This window comes from Xanthomonas citri pv. citri (assembly GCF_000961215.1).
In the GTDB taxonomy this organism is placed as follows: Bacteria; Pseudomonadota; Gammaproteobacteria; order Xanthomonadales; family Xanthomonadaceae; genus Xanthomonas; species Xanthomonas cissicola.
This window is the reverse complement of the sequence record NZ_CP008998.1, coordinates 4,608,044-4,632,681: the sequence shown is the minus strand read 5'-3', so window position 1 is coordinate 4,632,681 and position 24,638 is coordinate 4,608,044. Positions and strand designations below refer to the sequence as shown.

The 24,638-nt window shown below is 64.8% G+C and carries 25 protein-coding genes and 1 other RNA gene; 5 read left to right on the top strand and 21 right to left on the bottom strand.

Translation table 11 applies throughout. The features are described from left to right. Positions 1–158: 158 nt before the first annotated feature. Together AMD14_RS20415 and AMD14_RS20410 are read right to left on the bottom strand one after the other, a co-directional pair. Entirely contained in the window at positions 159–701 is a 543-nt protein-coding gene (locus AMD14_RS20415; RefSeq protein ID WP_011052660.1) for a cytochrome b, read from the bottom strand. After that, complete coding sequence (locus AMD14_RS20410; protein ID WP_011052659.1) at positions 698–1,789, bottom strand: catalase family peroxidase; 1,092 nt, start codon at positions 1,787–1,789, stop codon at positions 698–700. The genes AMD14_RS20415 and AMD14_RS20410 overlap by 4 nt, the downstream gene beginning before the upstream one ends. 160 nt (positions 1,790–1,949) lie before the next feature. Between AMD14_RS20410 and AMD14_RS20405 the strand changes: the two genes are divergently transcribed. Together AMD14_RS20405 and AMD14_RS20400 are read left to right on the top strand one after the other, a co-directional pair. Further along, a complete protein-coding gene (locus AMD14_RS20405) occupies positions 1,950–2,465 on the top strand; it encodes an RNA polymerase sigma factor (RefSeq protein WP_011052658.1) in 516 nt (171 codons plus the stop codon). After that, positions 2,462–3,214, top strand: a complete 753-nt coding sequence (locus AMD14_RS20400) for an anti-sigma factor family protein (RefSeq protein WP_011052657.1) — start codon at positions 2,462–2,464, stop codon at positions 3,212–3,214. The genes AMD14_RS20405 and AMD14_RS20400 overlap by 4 nt, the downstream gene beginning before the upstream one ends. 58 nt (positions 3,215–3,272) lie before the next feature. Here AMD14_RS20400 and AMD14_RS20395 read toward each other — a convergent pair whose 3' ends face one another. From AMD14_RS20395 to AMD14_RS20365, 7 genes are all read right to left on the bottom strand, one after another. Beyond that, positions 3,273–4,643, bottom strand: a complete 1,371-nt coding sequence (locus AMD14_RS20395; RefSeq protein WP_015463697.1) for a leucyl aminopeptidase family protein — start codon at positions 4,641–4,643, stop codon at positions 3,273–3,275. Between the two features lie 34 nt (positions 4,644–4,677). Next, positions 4,678–5,415, bottom strand: a complete 738-nt coding sequence (locus tag AMD14_RS20390) for an HAD family hydrolase (RefSeq protein WP_011052655.1) — start codon at positions 5,413–5,415, stop codon at positions 4,678–4,680. A gap of 100 nt (positions 5,416–5,515) precedes the next feature. Next, a complete protein-coding gene (locus AMD14_RS20385) occupies positions 5,516–6,622 on the bottom strand; it encodes an AI-2E family transporter (RefSeq protein ID WP_003486556.1) in 1,107 nt (368 codons plus the stop codon). Positions 6,623–7,199: 577 nt separating this feature from the next. Further along, positions 7,200–7,592 carry a hypothetical protein gene (locus AMD14_RS20380; protein ID WP_011052652.1) on the bottom strand — a complete coding sequence of 131 codons (393 nt, stop codon included), beginning with the start codon at positions 7,590–7,592 and terminating at the stop codon, positions 7,200–7,202. Continuing rightward, positions 7,589–8,074 (bottom strand): hypothetical protein, encoded by a 486-nt coding sequence (locus AMD14_RS20375; protein ID WP_005922431.1) that lies wholly within the window; start codon positions 8,072–8,074, stop codon positions 7,589–7,591. The genes AMD14_RS20380 and AMD14_RS20375 overlap by 4 nt, the downstream gene beginning before the upstream one ends. Positions 8,075–8,077: 3 nt before the next feature. Next, positions 8,078–8,440: a hypothetical protein gene (locus tag AMD14_RS20370; protein WP_011052651.1), complete on the bottom strand. Its 363-nt coding sequence runs from the start codon at positions 8,438–8,440 to the stop codon at positions 8,078–8,080. 116 nt (positions 8,441–8,556) lie between these two features. Then, the gene (locus tag AMD14_RS20365) at positions 8,557–9,993 is read right to left on the bottom strand and encodes a Do family serine endopeptidase (protein ID WP_011052650.1); all 1,437 of its coding nucleotides are present in this window, start codon (positions 9,991–9,993) and stop codon (positions 8,557–8,559) included. A gap of 243 nt (positions 9,994–10,236) precedes the next feature. On the opposite strand from AMD14_RS20365, the gene AMD14_RS20360 reads away from it, so the two are divergent. Then, entirely contained in the window at positions 10,237–11,088 is an 852-nt protein-coding gene (locus AMD14_RS20360; RefSeq protein WP_011052649.1) for a histidine biosynthesis protein HisIE, read from the top strand. Positions 11,089–11,552: 464 nt separating this feature from the next. Here AMD14_RS20360 and AMD14_RS20355 read toward each other — a convergent pair whose 3' ends face one another. From AMD14_RS20355 to AMD14_RS20320, 9 genes are all read right to left on the bottom strand, one after another. Continuing rightward, entirely contained in the window at positions 11,553–12,215 is a 663-nt protein-coding gene (locus tag AMD14_RS20355; protein WP_015471467.1) for a DUF3313 domain-containing protein, read from the bottom strand. A gap of 64 nt (positions 12,216–12,279) precedes the next feature. Next, positions 12,280–12,570 (bottom strand): hypothetical protein, encoded by a 291-nt coding sequence (locus tag AMD14_RS20350; protein WP_005914358.1) that lies wholly within the window; start codon positions 12,568–12,570, stop codon positions 12,280–12,282. 138 nt (positions 12,571–12,708) lie between these two features. Continuing rightward, positions 12,709–12,777, bottom strand: a non-coding RNA gene (locus AMD14_RS24190) — sX9 sRNA. A 174-nt stretch (positions 12,778–12,951) separates the two neighbouring features. Continuing rightward, complete coding sequence (locus AMD14_RS20345) at positions 12,952–14,136, bottom strand: sensor histidine kinase (RefSeq protein ID WP_003486539.1); 1,185 nt, start codon at positions 14,134–14,136, stop codon at positions 12,952–12,954. After that, positions 14,133–14,798: a response regulator transcription factor gene (locus AMD14_RS20340; protein ID WP_005914362.1), complete on the bottom strand. Its 666-nt coding sequence runs from the start codon at positions 14,796–14,798 to the stop codon at positions 14,133–14,135. The genes AMD14_RS20345 and AMD14_RS20340 overlap by 4 nt, the downstream gene beginning before the upstream one ends. 143 nt (positions 14,799–14,941) lie before the next feature. After that, positions 14,942–15,829: a TIGR01777 family oxidoreductase gene (locus AMD14_RS20335; RefSeq protein WP_011052644.1), complete on the bottom strand. Its 888-nt coding sequence runs from the start codon at positions 15,827–15,829 to the stop codon at positions 14,942–14,944. Positions 15,830–16,035: 206 nt separating this feature from the next. Beyond that, entirely contained in the window at positions 16,036–16,629 is a 594-nt protein-coding gene (locus tag AMD14_RS20330) for a DUF4142 domain-containing protein (RefSeq protein ID WP_011052643.1), read from the bottom strand. A gap of 75 nt (positions 16,630–16,704) precedes the next feature. After that, positions 16,705–16,980 carry a hypothetical protein gene (locus AMD14_RS20325; protein ID WP_003486532.1) on the bottom strand — a complete coding sequence of 92 codons (276 nt, stop codon included), beginning with the start codon at positions 16,978–16,980 and terminating at the stop codon, positions 16,705–16,707. Between the two features lie 43 nt (positions 16,981–17,023). Beyond that, a complete protein-coding gene (locus AMD14_RS20320) occupies positions 17,024–17,305 on the bottom strand; it encodes a hypothetical protein (protein ID WP_003486531.1) in 282 nt (93 codons plus the stop codon). Positions 17,306–17,967: 662 nt separating this feature from the next. Here AMD14_RS20320 and AMD14_RS20310 point away from each other — a divergent pair. Continuing rightward, positions 17,968–19,062, top strand: coding sequence for a DUF3182 family protein (locus tag AMD14_RS20310; RefSeq protein WP_011052641.1), 1,095 nt, complete (start codon positions 17,968–17,970; stop codon positions 19,060–19,062). Beyond that, the gene (locus AMD14_RS20305) at positions 19,062–19,931 is read left to right on the top strand and encodes an alpha/beta hydrolase family protein (protein ID WP_003486520.1); all 870 of its coding nucleotides are present in this window, start codon (positions 19,062–19,064) and stop codon (positions 19,929–19,931) included. The genes AMD14_RS20310 and AMD14_RS20305 overlap by 1 nt, the downstream gene beginning before the upstream one ends. A gap of 262 nt (positions 19,932–20,193) precedes the next feature. On the opposite strand, the gene AMD14_RS20300 is transcribed toward AMD14_RS20305, so the two are convergent. The 3 genes from AMD14_RS20300 to AMD14_RS20290 all read right to left on the bottom strand — a co-directional run bounded on the left by AMD14_RS20300 (position 20,194) and on the right by AMD14_RS20290 (position 23,619). Continuing rightward, positions 20,194–20,994 (bottom strand): hypothetical protein, encoded by an 801-nt coding sequence (locus tag AMD14_RS20300; protein WP_003486518.1) that lies wholly within the window; start codon positions 20,992–20,994, stop codon positions 20,194–20,196. Between the two features lie 222 nt (positions 20,995–21,216). After that, the gene (locus tag AMD14_RS20295) at positions 21,217–22,440 is read right to left on the bottom strand and encodes an RtcB family protein (protein WP_011052640.1); all 1,224 of its coding nucleotides are present in this window, start codon (positions 22,438–22,440) and stop codon (positions 21,217–21,219) included. A 54-nt stretch (positions 22,441–22,494) separates the two neighbouring features. After that, positions 22,495–23,619, bottom strand: a complete 1,125-nt coding sequence (locus tag AMD14_RS20290; protein ID WP_011052639.1) for a slipin family protein — start codon at positions 23,617–23,619, stop codon at positions 22,495–22,497. Between the last annotated feature and the right edge of the window lie 1,019 nt (positions 23,620–24,638).

Below are 24,638 nucleotides of genomic sequence, written 5' to 3'. Positions count from 1 at the left end.
TGCCGGGAGATGGGTTGGGGTGAGGCTACGGGGCAACGCCACTCCAGATGGCGGTTAACCCGATGCTTTGCCCGCACCCTCATCCGCCCCTGCGGGGCACCTTCTCCCCCGTAAAGGAGGACAATGTCCCGGCGGGAGAGGGTGCCAACACCCACCCATCACCGCGCAGACCGCTCCCCACGCGCCATGCTGGAAAACACCCCGTCGCGGCGCACCCAGGCATGGAACAACGCCGCGCTCAGATGCCCCAACACGGTGGCAAATAACAGATACGCCAGCCAACCGTGCGCGCTGCGCAGCCAGGCGTACAGCGCAGGGTCGTGCGGTGCGATCGGCGGCAGGTTCGCGCCCGGCCACAGCACGATCGGGTAGCCGCCGGCCGACAACATCGCCCAGCCGATCAACGGCATGCCCAGCATCAACGCATACAGCAGCCAGTGCGAGGCGATCGCCGCGGCCTTCTGCCATGCCGGCAGGTCGGCCGGCAGCGGCGGCGGCCGATTGCGCAAACGGTTGATCAAGCGCAGCATCGCCAGGATCAGGATCGCGATGCCCAGCGGGCGATGCAGATCGATCAGCCACGGCCGCTGCGTCACCGAGGCTACCATGCCGACACCGACGAACAGCATGGTCAGGATCATCGCGGCCATCAGCCAATGCAGCACGCGCGCCGGCAGATTGAAGTGGGTGCGGCGGCTCATTGGCGTGCTCCCTGGCCGGTGGCGGCGCTGCCCGTGCCATTGGCGATCTCGTGTTCGCGGCGATTGAACGATTGCGAATACACCGACGAGCGCGCCGCCAGTATCGGGTCATTCGATGCGGCCAGACCCTTGGGCAAGATCAACGGGTCGTAATTGAGATCGCGACACGGGCCGGTGGCCTGCGGCTGCGCACGCTCGATCGAGAGCGTACCGGCCACGATCTGCTTGCGGCTGTCCGGCCACGGCTGCGACGGGTCATCCACCGCATCGCCGGGCTCGGCAATGGTCAGCACCATGTCCCAACGCAACGGCCCCTGCGCCAGCCGCGCGTCCAGGTCGGTGGCGAGGAAATCGCCATCGGCCTGCTTGCGTTGTTCGGCGTTCAATTCCTTGAATGGCGTATGCGGGCGCATCGACCAGCGGATGTAGCGTTCGCGCCCATCGGCGGCAATCGCGCGGAACGCATTGACGCCGTTGTACTGCGTATTGGCCCAGCTGTCCGACCACGGCGCGGTCTTGGCCCACTGCTGGAACTTGGCCGCTTCCGGATACTGCTTGCCGAACGCCGCCAGTTTTTCGGGGTCCGGCTTGCCGGTGGCCGGGTCCGGCCTGGAGGCCACGTTGAGTGCCTGAAAGCCGGCCGGCGTGGCGACCACGAAGAACGGAAAACTGTTCATCGCCGTGCGCCATTCCTGCCCATCGTCGCTGCGCAACAGCAGCGCCATGCTGCGCACGCGCGCCTGCCCGTCGGGCCCGTGCGGATCGCCGCCGCCGATCGACATGCGCCCCAGCACCGGCGTGCTGGGCTGGCTGAAGATGCGTGCCGACGACAGCCAGGTGGCCTTGCCGCTGGACTGGAATTGCCCGCTCACGCACACGCCCTTGGTATGCGCGCGGCGGAAGCCCGGATGCGGCGGCCCGCTGGATTCGATGGTGTCGGTCATACGTGCGGCAGTGAGCCGGTCGCCACCGATCCAGCCGGCCGTCCAGGCAAACGCCAGCGCAATGCCGCCGGCAATGGCGGCAATCCCCAACAAGGGCAGCACGGGGCTGCGTGCGCGCGGGGGCGAAGGAGGTGGCAACGTCATGGCTGGCTCCGGTGGTCGATACTGTGAGTGGTTGAGATGAGTGAGACGACATGCGGGCCGCGTTATTCCCTCGTCCACCAACGACGGTGGCACGCACCGATCGCGGGAATAATCCACGCTCCAGTGCGTCTACCGTGTGATGTCACTACCACGCCCGCCAATGGATGCTTTGGACGATGACCAACTGCGCGCCGTGCTGCCGGCACTGCGCCGCTTTGCGCGCTCGCTGAGCGGCGAGCCCGCCAGCGCCGACGATCTGGTGCAAGCCACACTGGAGCGCGCGCTGCGGCGGTGGCGCACCCGGCATACCGCTGAAGCCCTGCAGCCCTGGCTGTTCGCCATCCTGTACCGGCAGTTTCTGGATGGGCAGCGGCGTGCCGCGCGCTGGCAGCGGGTCGTGGGCCTGTTCGCGCCGCAGCAGCCCAGCCAATCCGCGTCCGCTGAGCAGGTGCACGACGGCCGTGCCATGCTGGCCAGCCTTGCATCATTGCCGGCCGAACAACGCGCGTTGCTGCTCTTGGTCAGCGTGGAGGGTTTCAGTTATCGCGAAGTGGCCGACACCCTTGGCATCCCGATCGGCACCGTGATGTCGCGCCTGTCGCGTGCGCGCGAACGCCTGCGTGCCGTGAACGAAGGCCAGGTGAAACACGCACCTGCATTGAGGATCCTGAAATGACCGCCATACCGCCCGACGAACACGCGCTGCACGCATACGTCGATGGCCGCCTGGCGCCGGAGCAACATGCAGCAGTGGCAGCCTGGCTACAGGCGCATCCCGCTCACGCTGCACGCGTAGCCGGCTGGAAGCGCGATGCCGAAGCGCTGCGTGCCGCACACGCCGGCCTGATGCCGGAGATGAGCGCTGTTGCATTCACGCCTGCGACGATTCGCCGTGGCCTGCAACAGCGCCGTCGTGCCGTGTTTGCCGTGGCCGCCAGTTGCGTGCTGGCACTTGGCCTGGGTACCGGGTTGGGTTGGCAGCTGCATGCGAGCCGGATCGCCAGCCAACGCGTGCCGATGGCCGATGCAGTGGCCGCGTACCGCCTGTTCGCCGATGCCGACGCGCATCAGGGCATTGCGTTGGACGTGCAGCGCCGCGCCGAACTGGAACCGTGGTTGCGCACGCATTTCGGCAACGCAGGCGTCGTGCCGGATCTGCGTGCGCAGGGTTATACGTTACGCGGTGGGCAACTGCTTTCCACATCGGAAGGCGCGGCCGCGATGCTGGTATATAGCGATGCCGGCGGCGCACGCATCGGTCTGTATCTGCGTCCACGCAGCGGACCGATGCCGACCGGCGAGCGCCGCGATGGTCGGCTGTTGGCGCAGTACTGGGCAGAAGGCGACACCGCATTTGCATTGGTCGGCCCGGAAACGCAGACACGCATGCGCACGATCGCGCCGTTGTTGCGTCGCCAGGGATGACCAGCGCAGCTGAAGGCGAGTTGTGCTCGCCTCAGACTGACAGCAGCGCTCGCCGCGCTCAACCGCCGTAGCGTTGCTGCAGCATCGCGAACGCCGAGCGCACTGCCAGCGCTTCGCCGCCGGCAGGGCGGCCAGGGCGGTCGCTGTCGTTCCAGGCGTAGACGTCCAGATGCGCCCACGGCTGTCCGGGTGCCACGAAGCGTTCCAGATACAGCGCGGCGGTGACGGCGCCGGCCATGCGCGAGCCGGCGTTGGCCATGTCGGCCACATGGCTATTGAGATAACGCAGGTAAGGGCGCCAGAGCGGCATGCGCCACACCGGGTCGCGGGTCAGTTCGCCGGCACTGATCCAGGCCTGCGCCAGCGCATCGTCGTTGGCGAAGAGCGCCGGCAGGTCCGGGCCCAGCGCGATGCGTGCCGCGCCGGTGAGCGTGGCGAAATCCAGGATCAGATCCGGGTGCTGCTCGGTCGCATAGCTCAGCGCATCGCACAGCACCAGGCGCCCTTCTGCATCGGTGTTGTCCACTTCCACCGACACGCCGGCGCGGGTGGTGATCACTTCGCCAGGGCGGAATGCATCCGGGCCCACCGCGTTCTCCACTGCCGCAATCAGCAGCGTCAGCCGCACCGGCAACTGCTGCGCCATCACCAATCCGGCCAGCGCCAAGGCATGCGCCGCGCCGCCCATGTCCTTTTTCATGTTGCGCATGCCATCGGCCGGCTTCAGATCCAGCCCGCCGGTGTCGAAGCACACGCCCTTGCCGACCAGCACCAGATGCGGATGCGCCGTGTCGCCCCATTGCAACTGGATCAGTCGCGGCGCGCGATGCGAGGCGCGCCCCACGGCATGGATGGTGGGGAAGTTCTGCGCCAGCAACGCGTCGCCGACGATCGCATCGACCTGTGCGCCATGCGCCTGTCCCAGCGTGCGTGTGGCCTCTTCCAGATGCTGCGGGCCCATGTCTTCGGTGGGCGTGTTGACCCAGTCGCGTACCTGCAGGCACGCCTCGATCAGCGTACGCGTCTGTGCCGATGGCGTTGCAGCCAGTTCGGCCGGCGCGCGCGGCACCTTGCGATAACGCGAAAAGCGATAGGCGCCCAATCCCCAGCCCAGATGCAGCAACGCCTGCTCGGCATCGCTCAGCGGGTTGGCCAGCATCCAGCGGGTGGCCGGCGGTAAGGCCATCGGCGCATGCGCGTAGGCGTAGGCATCGGCCCGGTCGCCGATACCCAGGATCGCCCCGGCCAGCCCGTTGTCGCCCGGCAACAACAGCACGCTGCCCGGCGCGGCATCGAAACGCTGGGCCTGCGCCCACGACAGCACGCGGGTGGGCTGCTCCGCGCACCAGCGCGTAAAGCCTTCGCGGTCGAGCACATACAGCGGCAAGGCTGCGGCGTTGGGATCGATGAAACCGGTGAGATGGGACATGGAAATCCTCAAGTGCAGCGCCGCGCGCAGTGGCTCAGGCGGGAAGGGTGATGCCGGCGTTCATAGGGCCCGGATGCGGCTGCTGCGCGTCCAGCCAATCGGCCAGCCCGGTCATGCTGTCGAATTGCAGATCCGGCTGCTGGGTGGGGTGCGACCACACCGCGCCTTCGCGATTGATCCAGCAAGCGCGCAGGCCGGCATCCAGTGCGCCCAGCACGTCCATGCGCACGTGGTCGCCCACATGCAGCACCTGCGCGGGAGGCACCTCGAGCCGGGCGCACGCGGCCAGGAAGATGCTCGGGTCGGGCTTTGCGCTGCCGTGTTCGCGCGAGCCCAATTGAAACGCGAAGTGGTGCATCAGCCCGATGCGCTGCAGATCGGCATTGCCGTTGCTGAGCGCGGCCACCGGCACATGGGCGGCAATGCGCGCCAGCGCGTCGAGCGCATCCGGGTAGCATTCCACCTGGTTACGCGCCGCATAGAACACCTCGTAGGCCGGCTCCAGCAACGCCAGATCGCCGCCGCTCTCGCGCAACGCCATTTCCAACGTCAACCGGCGCAGCGCGCTGAGGTCGTGATGCAGGTGCGGGTTGTCGACAAAGCTGCGCTCACGCAGCTCGCGCATCGCCTCCACCGGAAAGCGCTCGGCAGTGAGCGGGCTGTGCTCGCGCATCCAGTCGTACAGCACCTGATCGATCCGCGCCCCGATCGGCGCAAAGGGCCACAACGTATCGTCGAGGTCGAGGGTGATGGCGCGGATGTGGAAGCTCATCGCCTGATTGTAATGCCGGGGATGGAGAGTCGGGAATCGAGAATGGGTAGAGCGGCGCCTCTGCTGTTGCGATTCCCAACTCCCGATTCCCCATTCGCGGCTACTCCAGTAGCCGGGCCCAGCGCTGCATCCCGTCCACCCGGCTCAACACCATCTTGATGCAGACCAGCAACGGCACCGCCAGCAGCAGGCCGACCATGCCCCACAGCCAGCCGAACAGCATCAGCGCCAGGATCAGCATCAGCGGTGAGATCGCCATGCGTCGGCCCAGCACGATCGGTGTCACCACCTGGCCTTCGATGGTGTGCAGGGCCAGGTACAGGATCGCCGGCAGCAGCGAGGACAAGGTGGTGCGGAATTCCACAAAGCCCATCAGCAGCATCAGCATCACGCCGATCAACGGGCCGACATACGGTGCGAAATTCAGCAATGCGACCACCGTCCCCCATAGGATCGCTTCGGGCAGCGGAATCTGCAGGACATACAAAATACCGGCAAACACCAGCCCGACCAGCGTGTTGATCACGCTGATGGTGAGCACGTAGCGCGAGACCTCGCGTTCGATGTCCAGCATGATCTCGGTGGTGAACCGTTGCTGCTGACGGTTCGGTAGCAAGGCGATCGCATGCCGCTGCAGGCTTTCGCCATACACCATGAAGAAGAACGTCAGCAGCACTACCGCCAGCACCGAGGCCGCCAGCTTTGGGGTGCGGACCAGTGCCTTGTAAGGGTCGTCCATCTGCGTGCGCACGATCTGCACGCCGCGCTGGCCTTCGCCACCGGCCGCGCGTGCAAAATTTTCCGCTGCCTGGTTGGCTTGCATCACCGGCTTGGTCAGATCGCGCACATCGCGCGCAATCTGGCGCATCTGCCGTGGTGCCTGTTGTACCCATTCGGCGGCAGGGCCGGCCAATTGCGCGGCCAGCGTGACGGTACCGGCCAGGCCAAGGCACAGGATGAGCAAGGCACCGAGAAACCGCGGGATATACAGCTTGCGCAGACCCCGCAGGATGGGGTTGCCGATCAGCGCGAAAAACGCGGCCAGCATGATCGGCAGGATGATCGTCTGCGCCGCCCATAGCGTGTAACCAACGGCGAGCGTGGCCAGCACCACCAGCGAGGCCGGCGCGCGTGGGCGGGGCGCCGGTGCGGGCGGAAGCGAATCTGCCGCGGTGGCGGCATCCGGTGAGTCGACGGGAAGAGACATGCGCGCCCTGGCAGCAGACTGGCGTGCTGCCAGCGGTGCGCCATTATCGGCGCAATGCGTCAACGGCGCGCACAGGGCCTGTGGGCGGAATGTCAGCGAGCGAAGGCTAGTCTGGCGAACTCGGCCGCATGTGCCCTTGTGCAGGTCGCGGTGCGCAGTGTCGGTCGTCGATGTGAGATTGCCACTGCCCCACGATGATGCCGCAAGCTGCCAACCGCGATGGCACGCATGTTGCGCGAATGGCCGCCAGACATTGCAGCGATCGGCGAAGCTAAGTCGCCACATGTGGCGCGCGATCTCCGCATGTCAGAGCTGCTATCGGCCAGCAACCGCGGCGAGCAGTCATCTGCAGAAATGGAAGGCGCAGACGCCCATATCCGCGGGTTCGTGGTGCAGTCATTCCTTCGACCAATCCCAAGCGTAGTACGTGCGTGCTGCGCCGGAGCCGAACATGTTCGTCCGGCCGTGGTACGGATTCTCGGTTGCTCCGGTGCGTCGATGACTTGCACAGGCCAATGTGCGGTCGCCAACGACAGCGGCCTGGCAGAGCGCTGGCCGCCGTGAATATCCTCCGCGCTCAGGCGGCGCGATCGGCGCGATCGGCCGGGACCTGCACCACGGTCACCGGCGGGTCGGCTGCCACTTCCTCGGCATTGTCTGCAGCACGTTCGGCCTGCTCGGAAGCTTCCTGCGCACGGTGCGCGGTGAACAGCGCGGAGATGGTGCTGATCATCTGCAGAAGCTTGGGAATACCGCCAAGCTTGCTGGCGATGCTCCCCAATGCCGCTTGCGGTTCATTACGGCCGGTGACAAACCCCAGCCCGAAGCCCACCGTCATAATGCGCAGTGGGGACCACCCGGCACGCCAGGTCTGGCGGAGTTCGCTCCAATGCAGGCGCGTTTCTTGGGCACGTCCTTCGACCAGATATTCGGCGCGTTCGACGCGTTGACGCAAGGTTCCAAATTTCATGGACGTGCTCCACTGGCAGAGGTCGCCGCCTCATCGTCTTTGCCGGGGTCATCGAAAATCCCAAGCTTGATGAGCTGACGGCGCGTTGCATTCATGCCGGTATGGTCGAAGTAGAAGAACACACGCCATGCCGCAATGCCGGTCACCAACAGACTCGCCAACGCAGTGAAAAACATCGCCTGGAACCACGACAGCCCGGCACGCTGCAGCAGGGCGATGATGGCGCCAGCCAGCAATAACCATGACGAGGCACCGAACACCACGGCCACGCAGGCCCAGGCCAGGCCTCGCCCGAATGCGCTGCGTGCCAGTTGCAGATCAGCCGACACCAGCCGGCGCAAGGCGCGACTGGTGTCCTTGGCCGAGCCCAGCGTGGCACGGCCGGCGGCGCCGACCGCACGTACGCTTTCGTCCAGTCCTGGCGTTTGCGCGCGCGCGTCTGGCGCGTCGGTTCCGGCAGCGGGAGAGGCCTGATCGCTCACGACTTAGTTGTCGTTGCTGCGTGCCAGCTTGGCAATGACCCAGCCAGCGGCGAAGGCAACGCCGAAGGCGGCCAGCGGACGCTCGCGGATCAGATCGGTGGCGCTTTCCAGCAGATCGTTGCCCTTGGCAACCAGGACGTCGATCTGCTCCTTGGCAGCGGCACCGCCGAACTCGGCAGCGGCCATGCCGGCCAGCGCGGTGTCGGACAGTTCGGCCTTGACGTTGGCGCGACCGAGCTTGAGCTCATCGCCGGCGGCGCTGGTCGCACCCCTGACGGCTTCGCCGGCGGCGTTTGCGGCCGACTTCAGATGGGTGCCGGCTTCGCTCAGGTTTTCCTTCAGCTGATCGGTATTGGTGGGGCTCATGCGATATCTCCTTCGGTCATTGATGGCAGCCGCCACTCACGTGCGGTCGAGCGGTAGCAATAGCACCGGGGGGGTGTAGGAGGCGTTAGTGCAACCAACTTTCGGTACACAGTGCGTCAACGCATCAGCGCGTCGTACTGCGCGTTGCCACGCAGGATACGCACGACAAGCTGCTGCGGTTTACGTTGGAAATTGGCCCGCCAGCTGGCAAGGTCGGCGAACTCGCCCACGCTGCTGGCCACGATCACATCGCCGGCGACCAGGCCGTTGGCGGCAGCGCGACCGCCGCGTTTGACCTCGCTCACCATCACCCCGGTGATGCCCGACTGACGCAGCGATTCGGGGAGATCGACGAAGGTCGCGCCGGTCAGACGCGGGTCCAGCATGTCGCCGGTGATGGCGCGGTCCTGCTCTCTCAGCGTGGCCTTGAGTTTGAGCGGCTTGCCATCGCGACGGATATCCAGGGTCACCGCACTGCCAACCGCCTGCAGGCCTTCGTAGTTGTGCAGCGCTTCGGCGCTGTCCACGCGCTGGTCGTTGGCCGCCACCACGACATCGCCCGGTTGCACGCCTGCCGCCGCCGCTGCGGAGCCCGGCAACACCCGTGTCACCAATGCGCCGCGCAACGAATCCACCCCCAGGCCCTGCAGCATCTGTTGGGTGAGGTTCTGGGTCTCCAGGCCGAGCGTGCCGCGCACCACCACGCCCTTGGTCACCAATTGCTCGACGACATTGCGCGCCAGGTTGGACGGAATCGCCAGCCCCAGGCCGATATTGCCGGCCATGCTGCCCTGCGGATTGAAGCTGGCGGTGTTGATGCCAACCAACTGGCCTTGCAGGTTGACCAGCGCGCCGCCCGAGTTGCCGGGGTTGATCGAGGCATCGGTCTGGATGAAGTTCTGGTAGCCCAAGCCGCGAATCCCGCTGCGCCCCACTGCCGAGACGATGCCGGAGGTGACGGTCTGGGTGAAGCCGAACGGGTTGCCGATGGCCACCACAAAATCGCCCACGCGTAGCGCGTTGCTGTCGGCCAGTTTGATATCGGTGAGGTTGTCGGCCTTGATGCGGATCAGCGCAATATCGGTATCGGCATCGGAGCCGATGAACTCGGCCTTGACCGTGCGTCCGTCGCCGAGCGTCACCTGCACGTCGTCGGCGTTTTCGATGACGTGGTGATTGGTCAGCACATACCCTTTTTGCGCATCGATGATCACGCCCGAACCCAGCGACTCGTTGATGCGGTCCTGCGGCACCTGCGGAAACAGCCGGCGCAGGATCGGGTCGTTGAAGAACGGGTTGCGGACGCGCACCACCTGTTTGGTGTTCACGCTCACCACCGCGGGCATGGCCTGCTGCAGCATCGGCGCCAGCGACGGCACAGGTTGGCCGGCCACCGCCGCCGGCAATGCGGCGGCCGTCGGCAGGGTAAAGGCGGCGTTGCTGGGGGGTGTGGCTTCGGCGCGATTGTCGAGCCAGGCGTTGATGCCGGTGGCGGCAAAGCCGCCGAAGGCAGCGGCCAGCGAAAGAGTCAGCAGGGTAGGCAGCGGTCGCATGGAACGGATTCCGGGTTACGCGGTGGATGAGGAATAGGGCGTCTGACTACGTAAATCAAGCTGAACGAGAGTGCCCGCATGCAATTTAACTGCCGGTGAAAGTGCCGCACATCCCTTGCCCTGATTGCGTTGACAGCCCGGCAGGCCGGGCGTAGCGTCCGCTTGATCCGATGCCTGTTCAGCATGTTGCGTGCCGTCGCGCATCGCCTAAGTTTCCCGCACTGACGCCCTTAAGGAGGGTCTATGAGCAACGGCAATGGTGTAACGGCAACCCTGTCCGACGCCGTCGATAGCGTAAAAAGCACCGCCACCGAGTTGACCGAGACCATCGCCAGCACCGCCAGCGAGGCGGTTGCCAGCGTGCAGGAGGCTGCAGGCACGGCGGTGGAAGAGGTCAAGACGCAGGTGGCCAAAGCGCGCAAGGCGGTGGTCAAGGTCGAAAAGAACGTGGCCAGGAACGCCGGCACTGCGGCCAGCGCAGTGAAACGCAGCGTGGCCAAGACCAAGCGCTCGCTGGCGGCCACCAAGGACGCTGCCAAGGACAAGCTGGTCGCCACCAAGGAGGCCGCCAAGCAGAAGCTCACCGCCACCAAGGACGTGGCCAAGCAAACGTTGACCTCGACCACGCAGGCCGCCAAGCAGAAGTTGAGCAGCACCAGCGCCGCGGCCAAGCAGAAGCTCACAGACACCAAGGCCAATACCAGGCGCAAGCTGGAAACCGCCAAGGCCAATGCCAGGGCCGAAGCGGCCGCACTGAATGCCAAGACCGCCGCCAAGCGCGCCGCACGCAAGACCGCCGTTGCAACGGTGAACGCGCGCACGGCGGCGAAGAAGGCAGCCAAGAAGGCAGCAGCCAAGCCGGCGGCAGCGAAGAAGACGTTGGTCAAGCCTGCAGCCAAGAAGGCGCCGGTCGCCAAGCAAACCGCGACCAGGCAGGCCGCAGTGAAGAAGGCCCCGCTCAAGAAGGCCGTGACCAAGACCGCGTTGAAGAAAGCCGCCAAGGTGACCAAGACCCCGGCCACGCGTGCCGTGGCAAAGACCACCGCCGCGCGCAAGGCAGTGGGCAAGAAAGCGGCAAAGCGCGTCACGCGTTGAGGTTGTCACGCTGCGGCGCAGGGTGAGTTGCCTGGGCCGCTTAGCGTGAGACGCGTGCAGCGCACGCGCCATGTGCCATGAACCATGTGCAATGTCGAAAAAGCCGGCGCTGTTTTCACGGCGTCGGCTTTTTTGTTGCAGCGGCTTTGACTAACGCCCCTCTCCTGCGGGACAGGGATTGGGCTGAGGGTACGGAGCGACGCCATACGTGTTATCGAACAATACGAGGCTTTGCCACCAATCCACACCAACCAGACGAGGCTTGTCAGGGAGCCTCATCTATCCTCGCGGGGCACCTTCTCCTCCACGAGGAGAACAATGGCCCGGTAAAAGAAGGCAATGCCACTGCACAAAGCGCCCAACACGGTGATGACTCTGCACTGCGCGAGAGGACTGCCCGAAAGTATCGCGTGCGAGCACTCCGATACGCACAGGCATCGCGCACGCAGTAAAAGGAGCAAGGCCTAGCGCATGCCATCGACAAACTGTTTCGCACCCAGGCCGATCCCGGCCTTGGCCGCGTCATAAGCACCGAGGCTGGCCTTGATGTTCATTGCATTGGGGTATTGCTTTTCGACATAGGCCGCCAGCAAGCGATCGCTTGACGCGTCGAAGATTTCCACCGCATAGCTGACCGAGCCGGAGAATGCGCCTTCCCTGCCACGCGCGGCCTGCACGGCGTTGTAGGAGCCGCCGCCGATATCGACCTTCATGAAGGTGCCGAGCACCCGCTTGCTGGGTTTGGCGCCGGTCAAGGTGAGCCGCACACGCAAGGTGTCGGGCCCGATGGCGGTGGTGGGCTGCCAGCGCTCGCCGATTGCCTCGCCGAACTCGCGTTGCATGAGCTCGGCAAGCATGCGTTTGTCCTGCTCGGGCACGTCTTCGAATTGCGCATCGGGGCCGCGGTAAATGCTCACCGGCTCGATCAGTGCGGTGCGATATCGCGACCAATCCACGTCGCCGTGATACGCGTACGGCATGCGGTCGCCGCGGCTGCCATCGTGCGGCCGCAGGTAGCTCGAAGATGGCAATTGGCGATAGGGCATGGGGCGGGTGCTGGCGCAGCCGATCAGGCCGACGATGACAACGGCGAGTGCGCAGTATCGAACGAATGAACAAGCCGACATGGGGAACTACCTGAAGGAGGGAGGCGGATGGATGCAGTTGCAGCGCGCTGGCGTGACCTGATGCTCAGTGCATCAGAAAGCTGGCAGCCGCTAGCCCGAACACGGCCGCTGCGGCGGCGAACAACACGCCGCTCTTGGCCAAGTGTTGCAGGCGGCGGGTGTCGCGCGCGCTGCGGATATCCGGCAACGCGCACCAGATGTCGCGGTTACGCGTGCCGGTGAAGCCGCAGCGAAATTCCGACGCGACAGGCAGTGGCAGCGGATGCGCAGCGACGGGGTCGTTGGCGGCGCGCTGCACGACCGGCAGCGACAGCGCGCTGGGGAGGCGTTGGGTGGAACGGATCGAGTGAGGCATCACCAGGCATCCTTGATGCGTGCGGTGAGTGCACTGTAGGCAAACGAGTTTGGGAACTTATTGGATCACCTCGAAGACTGCGCACCTTGGCGAAAGCGCGATACGCCGTGCACCACGCAATGGTGTCCGCATGAGAGCGACTACCAAAACAGAGCGAGCAGCGATCAGGTGGGTGTGGATGGCGCTCGCGCGCCCCACTGTACGCATCAGATAGGCCGTATCGCGTTGGTCGCACTGGGCCTGTGCGTGGTGCGAACTCGCGGCTTCCACGTGCCGCCGCTGGTACATGCCGCACCGAGCACTGGCCGCGCCATCCCGTGGTTGCGCAGTCGTTTGGTCAGCCGCGTTTCGTAGTGCCCTCGCACTGCCGCGCAGGCAGATTCAGGCCGCGCTGGCGGGGTGGTCGCCGGCAAACACCACGCGTACGCACAGCCCGCGTCCATCGTTGCCGTCGCCGGCTTCGATCGTGGCTCCGTGCAGGCGCGCAATGCCGGCGACCAGCGACAACCCGATTCCACTGCCCTGTACTGCGCTGCCGGGCACGCGATAAAACCGCTCGAAAATAGCGGCCTGCGCGCTTTCGGGTACGCCGGGGCCGTCATCGCTGACCTGCAAGAAGGGGTGCAGGACGTCAGCGCGCAAACAATAGCCGCAGCTCACTTCCACCTTGCCATGCAGTCGGCCATAGCGGATGGCGTTGTCGACCAGGTTGCGGATCAGAATGCCCACTGCATCCACATCGCAACGCACCAGGCAGGGCGATGCCTCAACCTGCAACTGCATCTGGCGCGTATTGGCCTGCACGCTGAATTCGTCCAGCACATGCGAGATTAGCTCGCCCATTTCGACTTGATGATAGGCGGCTGAACTGATGCCGGCATCCAGTCGTGCCAGATCCAGCAATTGTTCGGCCAGCCGGTTACTGCGACGCGCGGTTTCCAGCAGTTGGCGCAGCGCGGCGTCCTTGGCGTCCAGTGTGGGCGCGCGCAATGCGACCTCGGCGTAGGCATGCAGTGCCGAGAGCGGCGTGCGCAGTTCGTGCGCGGCATCGGCGACGAAATCGCGTTCGGCCTGGACGGCTTGTTCCACCCGCGCCAGCAAGGTGTTGAACGAGGCGATCAGCGGGCGAATTTCGTCGGGCGCCTGTGCCAGCGGCACCGGCTCGGTATCCAGGCCGGTGCGTTGCGCGATGGCGCCGGACAGGGCGCGCAGCGGCCCCAGCGAGGTCCGCACGGCCCACCACATCAATAGCCCCAGGATGCCCAATTGCACGGTGTTGAGCACCACTGCGATCAGGGTCTGCTTCACGCTCATGCGCGAGGATGGGTTGCCGATCGGGGTCGGCGTGGTTGCCGCGTCGGGCGGCTCTGTCTGCGTATCGAAGCGGTGCTGGAGCGCGTCGGGCAAGGTGGCGAGCAGTTGATCGCCGAGCAGGTTGAGTTCCTGCTCGAACACGCTGTGATGACCCTGGGTGACCAGTGCGACCAGGATCCACAGAGAGGTGGACCAGCTCAGCAGAACGATCGCGGCCAGCGCCGCCAGCATGCGTGCCTGCAGCGACTTCATTCCGGGGTCTTTCCGACCATGTAGCCCTGGCCATAGACGGTGGAGATCAGCGCATCGCCCAGCTTGCGCCGCAACTGGTGCACATACACCGCGATCATGTTGCTGCCCCCTTCGGATGGGCCGCCATAGATGCCTTCTTCCAGCTGATCCTTGGTGACCACGCGTCCGGCACGTTCCATCAACGCCAGCAGCAGGCGGTATTCGTGTGCGCTCAGCGCCACCCATTTGCCGTCCTTGGTGACCTTGCGGCTGCTCGGATCCATACAGACGTCGCCGTGGCTGAGCAGGGGCACCACGCGGCCCTGGCTGCGCCGGGTGACCGCCCGCAGCCGCGCCATCAGCTCGTCGAACTGAAACGGCTTGACCAGATAATCGTCGGCGCCGGCATCCAGACCGCGGATGCGGTCGGTGAGCTGGCCACGCGCGGTCAGCGCGATTACCGGGGTGGCATCGTAGTGGCTGCGCATGAAACGGATCACGCTCAGCCCGGACTCGCCCGGCAGGCCGATATCCAGCAACACCGCACTGTAGCGATGGTCCACCAGCACCGTCTTGGCGGCATTGGCATGACCGACATGATCGATGGTCCATGACTGCTGACGCACACCGTCGCAGATGGCGTTGGCCAGCATGGTGTCGTCTTCGACGAGGAGCAGATGCATAGGTGTTCTGCCGTGCGCAGGGCCAGTCCGAGATCCGCGGCACTGTCGGTGATGAAGCTTAGGCAAATATTAGTGCATGGCCGAACCGCACGCAGGCCAGGCCATGCATGCCGTTCGGCCCCGCTTGGTCAGGCCCTGCCCGCTCAGCGCTGCACAATGGCGCGCAGCGCAGCGTCCAGGTGGAGGTACTGAAAGCGGAAGCCGGCATCGAGCGCGCGTTGCGGCAGCACGCGCTGGCTGATCAGCAGCAGGTTGGCCATCTCGCCGAAGCCCAGCCGCAGCAAACCGCCCGGCAATGCCAACAGGGCGGGGCGGTGCAGCACCTGGGCCAGCGTGCGTGCGAAGTCGGCATTGGTCACCGGATTGGGTGCCGTCGCGTTGTAGGCGCCAGGCTGGCCTTGCTGCAGCAACCACAGCAAGAGCGCAACCATATCGGCGCGGTGGATCCAGCTCATCCAGTGCCTGCCATCGCCGAACGGTCCACCGCCGCCGAATCGGAATGCCGGCAGCATGCGGGCCAGCGCGCCGCCATCGCGATCCAGCACGATCCCGGTGCGCACCCAGCTCACCCGCGGGCCGAGTGCGGCGATGGTGTTGGCTTCGGCTTCCCAGTCGCGGCACAGCACCGCAGAGAAGTCATCGCCGGCGGGCTCGGCTTCGGTCAACGCAGTATCGCCACGTTCGCCGTAGTAGCCCACCGCCGAGCCGGAAATCAGCACCGAGGGGCGTTGCGCGGCCGGCTGCTGCGCGATCCAGGCCTGCAATTGGCGCGTGATGCCCAGGCGCGATTGGCGGAAGCGCTGCTTGCGGGCGTCGGTCCAGCGGCCGGCGGCCAGCGGCTCGCCAGCCAGGTTGATGACCGCATCGGCCTGGACCCCCTCCAGTGTGTGTACTGCGGTGATGCTGGGCAGGCTGCGCGCGGCGCGGTGCGGGTCGCGGGTCAGCACGCTGACCTGATGGCCGGCCTGCAGCAATGCCGGGCACAAGGCCTGTCCTATGAAGCCGGTGCCGCCGGTGATGAGCAGATGCATGCAGGGCTCCTGGCCGAATCGATGCGGCACGATAGGCCAGGATCCCGCCAAGCGAGGTGAAGCTGGCACGGACATGCGGCTGTGCGCTGCGCCGTCAGCTTGCGGCGTGGCCCAGCTACCTGGACGACAGCGGCGCGTGCTGCCCACCCAACGCAAACGCGCCGGACTGGCCGGCGCGTTTGCAGGGCGAGCGCTTGATCAGCCGCCTACTTGGACGACGACACCGCGTGGGCGCGTTCGAAATGCGCCGAAACCACGCGGCGCGTCTCTTCCAGATGCTGTTTGACCGGCGCGCTTTCGGCGGCGGGCAGCAGTTCCGAATCGATGATCTTGATGGTGTCGCCATGGTCGATGACCATGTTGCGCATGAATGCATTGCGGTACGCATCCTTGCCGTCCGGCAAGGTCAGCGTCTTGGACAGCGCTTCCACTGCCGCCTTGCCCTTGGCGCGCATGGCCTGTGCGCGTGGGCTCTCCGTTGCGCCAAGCGACTTGGTCTTTTCAAGGTTGGCTTGGTGGTCGTGCAGCATCTGCTGCGCGAACTCGCCGGTGGCACCGCCCAGATCCTGTGCGATGGCCTGCTTGGCGAGTGCGATCTCGTTGTCGTCGATCGCTGCCAGCACGCCCAGCACTGCGCTATCGCCCTTGGCCAACTCGGTCGCACCGTTGCCGCTGACGGGCGCAGCCGTCGGCTCGGGCGACACCGCTGGCGCAGTGCGCGACGCATCGCCGCCGGGGCGATCGCAGGCAGTCAGAGAGAGCATGGCCAATAGCGAAGCGGTGATAAGCGTGAATTTCATGAAGATCCTGGAATGAGTCGACGATTGCCGACGTTGAAATACAAAGGAGCCGCTACGCGGCTCCGGGGAGGTCGGTCAGGCCCATTGCGGCTGGGCAACGGGCGACATGCCCAATGGTCTGGCAGGCACCTTGGGCGCGCGCACGGCGTCCTGCGCACTGCGGCAGGTACGCGCCATGCGGGCGGTGCGTTCGCGAATCAACGCGTGTTCGCTGGCCGGCGCGCTGCCCAACAGACTGGCGACGTGGAAGCCAAGGATTTCCTCCGCGCGGTCGCCCTGGTCGCTGACGATGTGCGGCACCAACCGCTCCAGTCGTTCCAGCTCCTGCTGCACTTGATACGGGGTTTTCATGACGATCTCCAATGAAAAACGGGTGTTGCTGGGTACTGCGGACTCAACTATTGCGTGCGCCCAAACGCTGCCAGCAATCGGTTGCCAACTGTTCGTAGTTGGACTGCGTGCTGGATGAGATGAAGTGATGCTCCAGGCGGTCACGGAACAGGCGCAGACGTTCCTGGTCGCTCGAACGCGGGGCTTGCAGATAGATATCGCAGGCCATTTTCACCACCGGGGACAACTCGCTGAACTTGCCTGCGCCAAGGTTGCCCTGGGCATGCCGCGCCTGCCAATGCGCGATTTCGGCCTGTACATCGATGACGGATGGATCTCTGCTCATGGCTTGGGGTGTTCCGGTATAAACAAACTTGACCTGCAGGGTAACTGCGGGTATGTCAACGATTGATCATCGAACCCGACCATTGCAGCACTTCGGCGCGTTGCACGCTTAATTGGTCAGATTGTTTGACTGCATCTGCACGCGGCGCATGCAGCCGCGTGCATGTGGTCAACGCGCACCACGTGACGCGTTTGTAACCGCGTTGTCGAAACAACGCGTTGGTCTCGTACGCGTTCCGATGTCACGACAGTAGTGCACCCGACCACCTTGGGTCCCGTATGTGATCGCCGCTCAGGCGAAAATCGCCTTTGCAATGCCGCATTTCACGGAAGATTCTGAACCGCTCCACACTTATGTAACGTCTGATCATTAAGGTAAGCGGCGACGTAATGGAGCGAGAGTACCCAGGATGCAGGACAGCGAGACCAGTAGCCGTAAGCCGCATCATGCAAGCGGCGCACCTGAAGCCCGCGTGTGGTGGCACGCCTTGTTGGAGTTGCGCGGCGGGCGTATCGCCATCAGTTTGATCGTGGTGTTCCTGATTGTGCTTGGCCTGTATCTGGCACTGAAGTAAGGCTCCGGCGACACCCACTTCCACGACTCGTCCCTCAGCTGCGACCGAGGCCAGCAACGACGCGCGATCACGCCGCAGGGGAGAGGTCATGGCACAGACGCACTACCGGCAGGTGCTTGGGCATGCCACGCGCCCCGTGCCCGAGCATGGTCATGAGCGTGCAACGCATGCTTGGGTGTGTGGCGAAATTGCGCGTTTGCTGGGCGTGCGCGATGCCGGCGTCGCCGGCCATGGCGTCGTTGAAGCTGGAACGTTCCACGTACCCGATGACACGCTCACCACCGCACAAGCACGCGGACTTGGTATCCAAGGCGCCGGCGACTTGCTCGGAGGTATCGTGCCGCATGCGTTTCTGGCGACCAAGGTCATCGGTCACCCACTGATTTGCGCCGATGCGGCAAGCACGGCGGGCTGGGATCAGGCGCTAGCCATATCACTGATTCCCGCCACGCTGCCGGGCTACACCGCGTTTTCTCGCCCGGATGCGTTGCATGCGTTCGAGGCGCTGTCTGGCGGCGGAGACGTGCGCCTGAAGCTACCCACCGGCGTAGGTGGCAACGACCAGTGGCGCATTGCCGATGCATGGCAGCTGACGCAGATGCTGGACAGCCTGCCCGATACCTATCTAGGTACGCATGGCGGCGTGCTTGAGCGCAATATCTTGCAGCCAATGACGCACAGCGTGGGCGAGTTGTGTCTTGCCGGCGTCCAGATCGCGTACTACGGCACGCAATGCAGCGTGCCCAATGCGGACGGCAGCGATGTCTACGGCGGCTCGTCGTTGCGCGTCTACCGCGGGTCGTTGGAGGCATTGATGGCGACAGCCTTGCCATCGCTCGAGCGGCGGGTGGTCGAACAGGCGTGCAGCTACGATCGAGGCGTCACCGCGGCTTATCCTGAGCTGCAGATTTCCCGCCGCAACTACGATGTGGTCAGCGGGCAGGATGCGGGCAACGTTCCGGTATGCGGCGTACTGGAACAATCCTGGCGAATCGGGGGCGCAACCCCGGCCGAACTCGCTGCAATTGCCGCGTTTCAGCAAGATCCCGCATTGCAGTGGGTCAGTGCGTCCACTCACGAAATCTATGCGGGCGAGCCGCCGACCGATGCGCAGGTCTACTACCGCGCAACCCAACCCGGCCCTGGGCCGCGTTACAAATACAGGAGGATCTCTGCAACGTAATGGAAGCCAAACTTTCCAGTATCGACATTCCGGTCGGCAACGACGCACTCAGTGGCACCTTGCTCACGCCTTCAGGTATGCCTGCAGTGTTGTTCGTGCACGGCTGGGGCGGCAGCCAACACCACAGCCTGGTACGTGCGCGCGAGGCGGCAGGCCTGGGCTGCATCTGCATGACCTTCGATCTACGTGGGCATGAGGGTTATGCATCGATGCGCCAGACCGTGACACGGGCGCAGAACCTGGACGACATCAAGGCCGCGTACGATCAATTGGCGAGCCTGCCGTACGTGGATGCGCAGTCGATCGCAGTGGTCGGCCTGAGTTACGGGGGCTATTTGTCCGCATTGCTGACGCGCGAACGCCCGGTGGAATGGCTGGCGTTGCGATCTCCTGCGCTCTACAAGGACGCGCACTGGGATCAACCCAAGGTCAGCCTGAACGCCGACCCGGACCTGATGGCGTACCGCCAGCAGCGCCTGCATCCGGCCGATAACATCGCCTTGGCCGCCTGCGCCGAGTACAAGGGCGATGTGCTGTTGGTGGAAGCCGAACACGATGTGATCGTGCCGCAGCCGGTGCTGCACAACTATGCGCAAGCGTTCGTGCAGGCGCGTTCGCTCACATCGCGCGTCATCGCTGGCGCGGACCATGCGCTCAGCATCAAGGAACACCAGCAGCAATACACGCGTGCACTGATCGACTGGCTGACCGAAATGGTCGTGGGACGTCGGATCGCATTGGCCAAGGAAGTGGTGGCCACGCGCAAGCAGCTGCTCAAGGATCAGCAAGGTGCTGCTGCGACCTCATTGGAACAGGCCGCTCCGGTCTTTCGTGGCGACATCCGTGCGGTGGAGAAGACCGCAGATTAGTCGTCCGGGACGAGATGGCGCGCGCAAGCTCGATGGGGCGTGCATCCGTCGCCTTCTCGGCCTGGTGATGCCCAGCGCGCGCGGACTATCGTGTTGGTTGCTCAGCTCGGAATGCATGTCGCATCGATGCGCCCTGAGTGCCGCCGAGCGAGCAATGGAACTTGCATCGCTCCACCACGCGGAACGGGCCCCAACGGGCCCGCCCTGGTTCAGCGCGTTGCGCTCGCCGCGGCGCTTATTACAGCGCCGCGGCGATCACGCTTTAAACGCGCGGGTCGGTCGGGTGACGGCGCGCGGCTGCATCGTGATGCTCGGAATCGAACGCTTCGCGCACCGCGTGCTTGGCCTTTTCCCAGCTCAGGCGTGAATTTGCCTTGAAGCGATCCCAGCCATCGCCTAGATCGCGTTCCAGGTGGTCGTCCCACTGGCGGCCGGCGTGCTGCTGGCGCGCCTGCATGCCATAGCGGTAAGCCGGGCGATAGTCGTCATAGGAATAGTCGGCATCGCGGTAGCTGGCGCTGTCGAAGCGGCCTGCGTAGTGCGTGTCGCTGTCGCGATAGACAGTGTGGGTGCGGTCCGCACGCTCCCATGCGTCGCGTGCTGCAAGCCGCGCTTCGTCCCATTCCAGGCGCGATTGCCCGCGGTTACGCGGCCATTCGCCGGCCAACGTGGCTTCGGTTTCTTCCCACGTGCTGGTGGGGCGGGTCTCACGTGCCTGCAAACCGAATCCGTAGACGGTTGCGTAATCGCGATCGTAGTCGGTGCCTTCCTTGTAGTAAGGACGATTGCGGTGCTCCTGGCGCCAGTATTCCGTCTCCACAGTGGGGTCGAGCCGCTCGGCCACGCCTTTGCCAGCCGCAGCGCCAGCAACCACACCGGCTGCTGCACCGATCAAGGTGCCGAGCGGCCCGAACACCGTGCCTGCGAGCGCGCCTGCTGCCGCACCGCCGGCGATGCCGCCCACACCGACGCCGACCGGATGCGAACCGGGCGCACCGGAGATGGGGTCGCGGTTCAAGTCCCTTGCTTCTTCCTTGCGTTCCTGCTTGTCGAGATTGCTCATACCGCCTCCGGTTATCTAATGGATGCGCCCTGGAGATCAGACCGCGAACGAGGCGCCACGATGGCGTCGAAAGAGTGAAACGCGCGTGCTTTGATGTGAGCGCCATCGCGACATGACTGAACTGTGCACCGCATTGCGGATGAGGTTGCTCACCCGCTCGCGCAACGTGTCTGCAACAAAAAGGGCCGCTAATGCGGCCCTTTTCCATTCCTTGATGGACAGCTATCCCTTGATGCACACCACTTGGCGCAAGGTGTGCAGCACCTCGACCAGATCCTGCTGCGCCGCCATCACCGCATCGATGGACTTGTACGCCGCAGGCGACTCATCGATCACTGCCGCGTCCTTGCGGCATTCCACATGTGCGGTGGCCTCCCGATGCTGTGCCAGGGTGATCTGCGCGCGTGCAGCGGTCCTGCTCATCACACGCCCTGCGCCGTGGCTGCAGCTGTGGAAACTGTCGGCATTGCCCAACCCACGTACGATGTAGCTGCGCGTGCCCATGCTACCCGGAATGATGCCCAGCTCGCCGGCACGAGCGCTCACCGCTCCCTTGCGGGTGATCAACAATTCCTCGCCACCGTGCGTTTCCTTCTGCACGTAGTTGTGGTGGCAATTGACTGCGAGCTTTTCCAGCTGGAATTTCGGCAGGCGGTGACGCATCTCGGCCAGCACGCGCGCCATCATCGCCTCACGATTTTCGCGGGCGTAATCCTGCGCCCACGACACCGCTTCGACGTATTCGTCGAACAAGGGCTCGCCCTGCATGAAGAAGGCCAGGTCCTTGTCGGGTAGATGGAAGCCCAGCACGCGATGTGCCAGTTGCTCACGCGCGCGCTCGATGAAGTACGTGCCGATCAGGTTGCCGGTGCCGCGCGACCCGCTGTGCAGCATCACCCATACCGCATCGGTTCCGTCCAGGCAGATCTCGATGAAGTGGTTGCCGCCGCCCAGCGTGCCGATCTGGCAGTCCAGCTTGTCGGTACGGATGCGCTTGTGCTGCTGCTTGATCGCATCCAGGCGCTGCACCAGCCCGGACTGCGCAATGCGGCTCTCAATGCTGTCCGGCAGCTTGCGATGCTCGCCGCCACGGCCGTTGCCCACCGGCACGCTGCGCTCGATGCTGGCACGCAACTGCGCCAGATTGTCGGGCAGGTCGGCGGCGCGCAGTGTGGTGCGCACTGCAGCCATGCCGCAGCCGATATCCACGCCGACCGCCGCCGGGATGATGGCGCCACGGGTCGGAATCACCGAGCCCACGGTTGCGCCCTTGCCCAGATGCACGTCTGGCATCACCGCGACCCACGGACCGACAAACGGTACCGCCGCGATATTGCGCAGCTGCGCATGTGCCTGTTCTTCCAGGGGCACGCCGCGTACCCAGCCCTTGATCGGGGTCGTGCTGCCTTCGGCGTGCAGAAATTCAAAGTGTTGCGATGTACTCATTGTTGTCATTCCCTTGCGGCAGTGCGTGGCAGATCCTTCCGCCACGCACTACCTTCATTGCCTGATCGTCACCAATTGCTTCAGCACGCCATCCAGGCCGCCGAACACGGTGAGCTTGTCGATCTTTTCGGTGACCTTTTCCAGCGCCTCCAGTTCCTTCAAACGCATCAGCACCGGGCTGTCCTCGATCAACTTGGCGGTGTTGAGCAACGAGCGCGTGGCATTGGCCTCTTCGCGCCGACGGATGACGTTGGCTTGCGCCTGCTTCTCCGCCTGCACGACCGCGTTGAGGATCTCGCGCATCTCGCCCGGCAGGATCACGTCCTTGACGCCGACGCCCAGCACCTCGATGCCGAAGCCGCTCACGCTGCCCCGCACATACCCGAAGATATCTGCATCCAGGCAGGCCTTGTCGCCCAACAACTCGTCCAGCGTCTTGGCCGAGACCGCGCGCCGCAAGCCGTACTGCAACTCGCGATATAGGTAATCGCCGGCCTTGGCCACGCGCGTGCGCATCGCCACCGCATCGGTGACGCGCATGCTGGCGGCCAGGTTGACCCGCAACGACACCTTGTCGCGCGTCAACAGCTCCTGCCCGGACACTTCGACCGACTGCACGCGCAGATCGATCACGTCGGTGGCGATGTTCTTCTGGAAGTTCCAGAACGCATACGCCCCCGGCCCGAACGGTGCAACCAGCTTGCCGTCGACGAACACCAGTCCCTGCGACTCGGCCGGCACGTCCATGCAGACCGCTACGCGCGACAGCGTGCCGAGCTGACGCAGCCTGCGTTGCACATCGGCGGGCACCTGCAGCCCCTCGCCCAATGGCAGGGTCTGCAGCTCGATTGCCGCCGGACCACGCCAGTACAGCGTGCGCGTGCCCGGTGGCAGCACGTCGTCGAGCTTGCCGTTGCGGATCAGCAAGCCGACCTGCGCGGTGCCGATGTCGGCCAACACGAAGTGTTGCGGCAGGGTGCTGCCGAGCGTGTCGAACAGCATCTCCGCGTCGCGGCCCACATAGGCGCCTTGCGTGATGGCGTGGACGATGACCTCGCTGCGACCCAACGGGTCGAAGAGGCGATAGACGCCGGGGACGAGCACGCGCTCGAACCGACGGTTTCGATACACCAGGCCGCGCTCGCCGTCACCGATCACGACCCGCTTGGTCCAGAACATTGGCACTTCTCCTTAGGTTTGGCTCCGGTGGTCCGATCCGGGGCTACAGCCGTCCCGCTGCCCGGATCGGACTGCTGGCGGAACGTGTGCCGATGCAACGCGGCGTTGAAAGGTGGAAACGCCGGTGACGGCGGCTGTGCGGGGCGCAATGCGCTGTTGGCGCCTGCAAGTGCGTGACTGCCGCGGTGCGATGTGCTGCGTCGCGGTCGCGAACGGCGGAGCACGCGCGTTCAGGGCAAGGGCCCGGCAAGGCTGCCGCTGCTATGGGCGGTCAGGCGATGGATACCTGTTTGCCTGCGGCATGGGCGTTTCCGTAAAGGGACTTGCGTCCCGAGGAATGACCGAAAGATCATGCATGGAGCGGGATTCGAACCCGCGACTAACAGATTGCAAATCTGCTGCTCTACCAATTGAGCTATCCAGTGGTGGGTATTCCGGAATTGAACCAGGCCTACGGCTTGCGCCGCCGCTCCACCAGGAGCCGATACCCGTAACGAGAAACATGAGAAAGAGTTCGGTATACGCCACGACATCGCCGCGCGCACCAGCTGGAATAAACTCCAGGCCGCTGAATATCTTCCGCAATGTTTCTGATTACCGTTTATTCAACGGTAACTCTTGTATGCGCATGACCACGCGCTACCCGTGCCCGGCACCAGGGCACAGCGCTTTCGCGCCTCATCGCGTGCTACGTCCGTGTTGTCGGGCAGTCCATGCCCGGGTGCCTGGAAGGTCATCCGCAAGAGTCGGTGCGAACGCATAACGAAAACGCCCCCGGATGCAGCATCCGAGGGCGTTCGCTTGCCTCGGAGATCGGGTGACCGATCTCCTTGTCAGGACATCAGTCGAAGAGGGGGATGCGCACGTCTGCTTTCTTCGTGCGCACAAACGATGCCGCGCGGTGCGCGCTGGGCAGTCGATTGAATGTGGCGGAGTTGAGCAGGAACATGAGATCGATTGGGTAAACGTGCAGGCGTGGCTGCCGAGGGCGCGAACATTACCCGCGTCTTTTTAGTGAT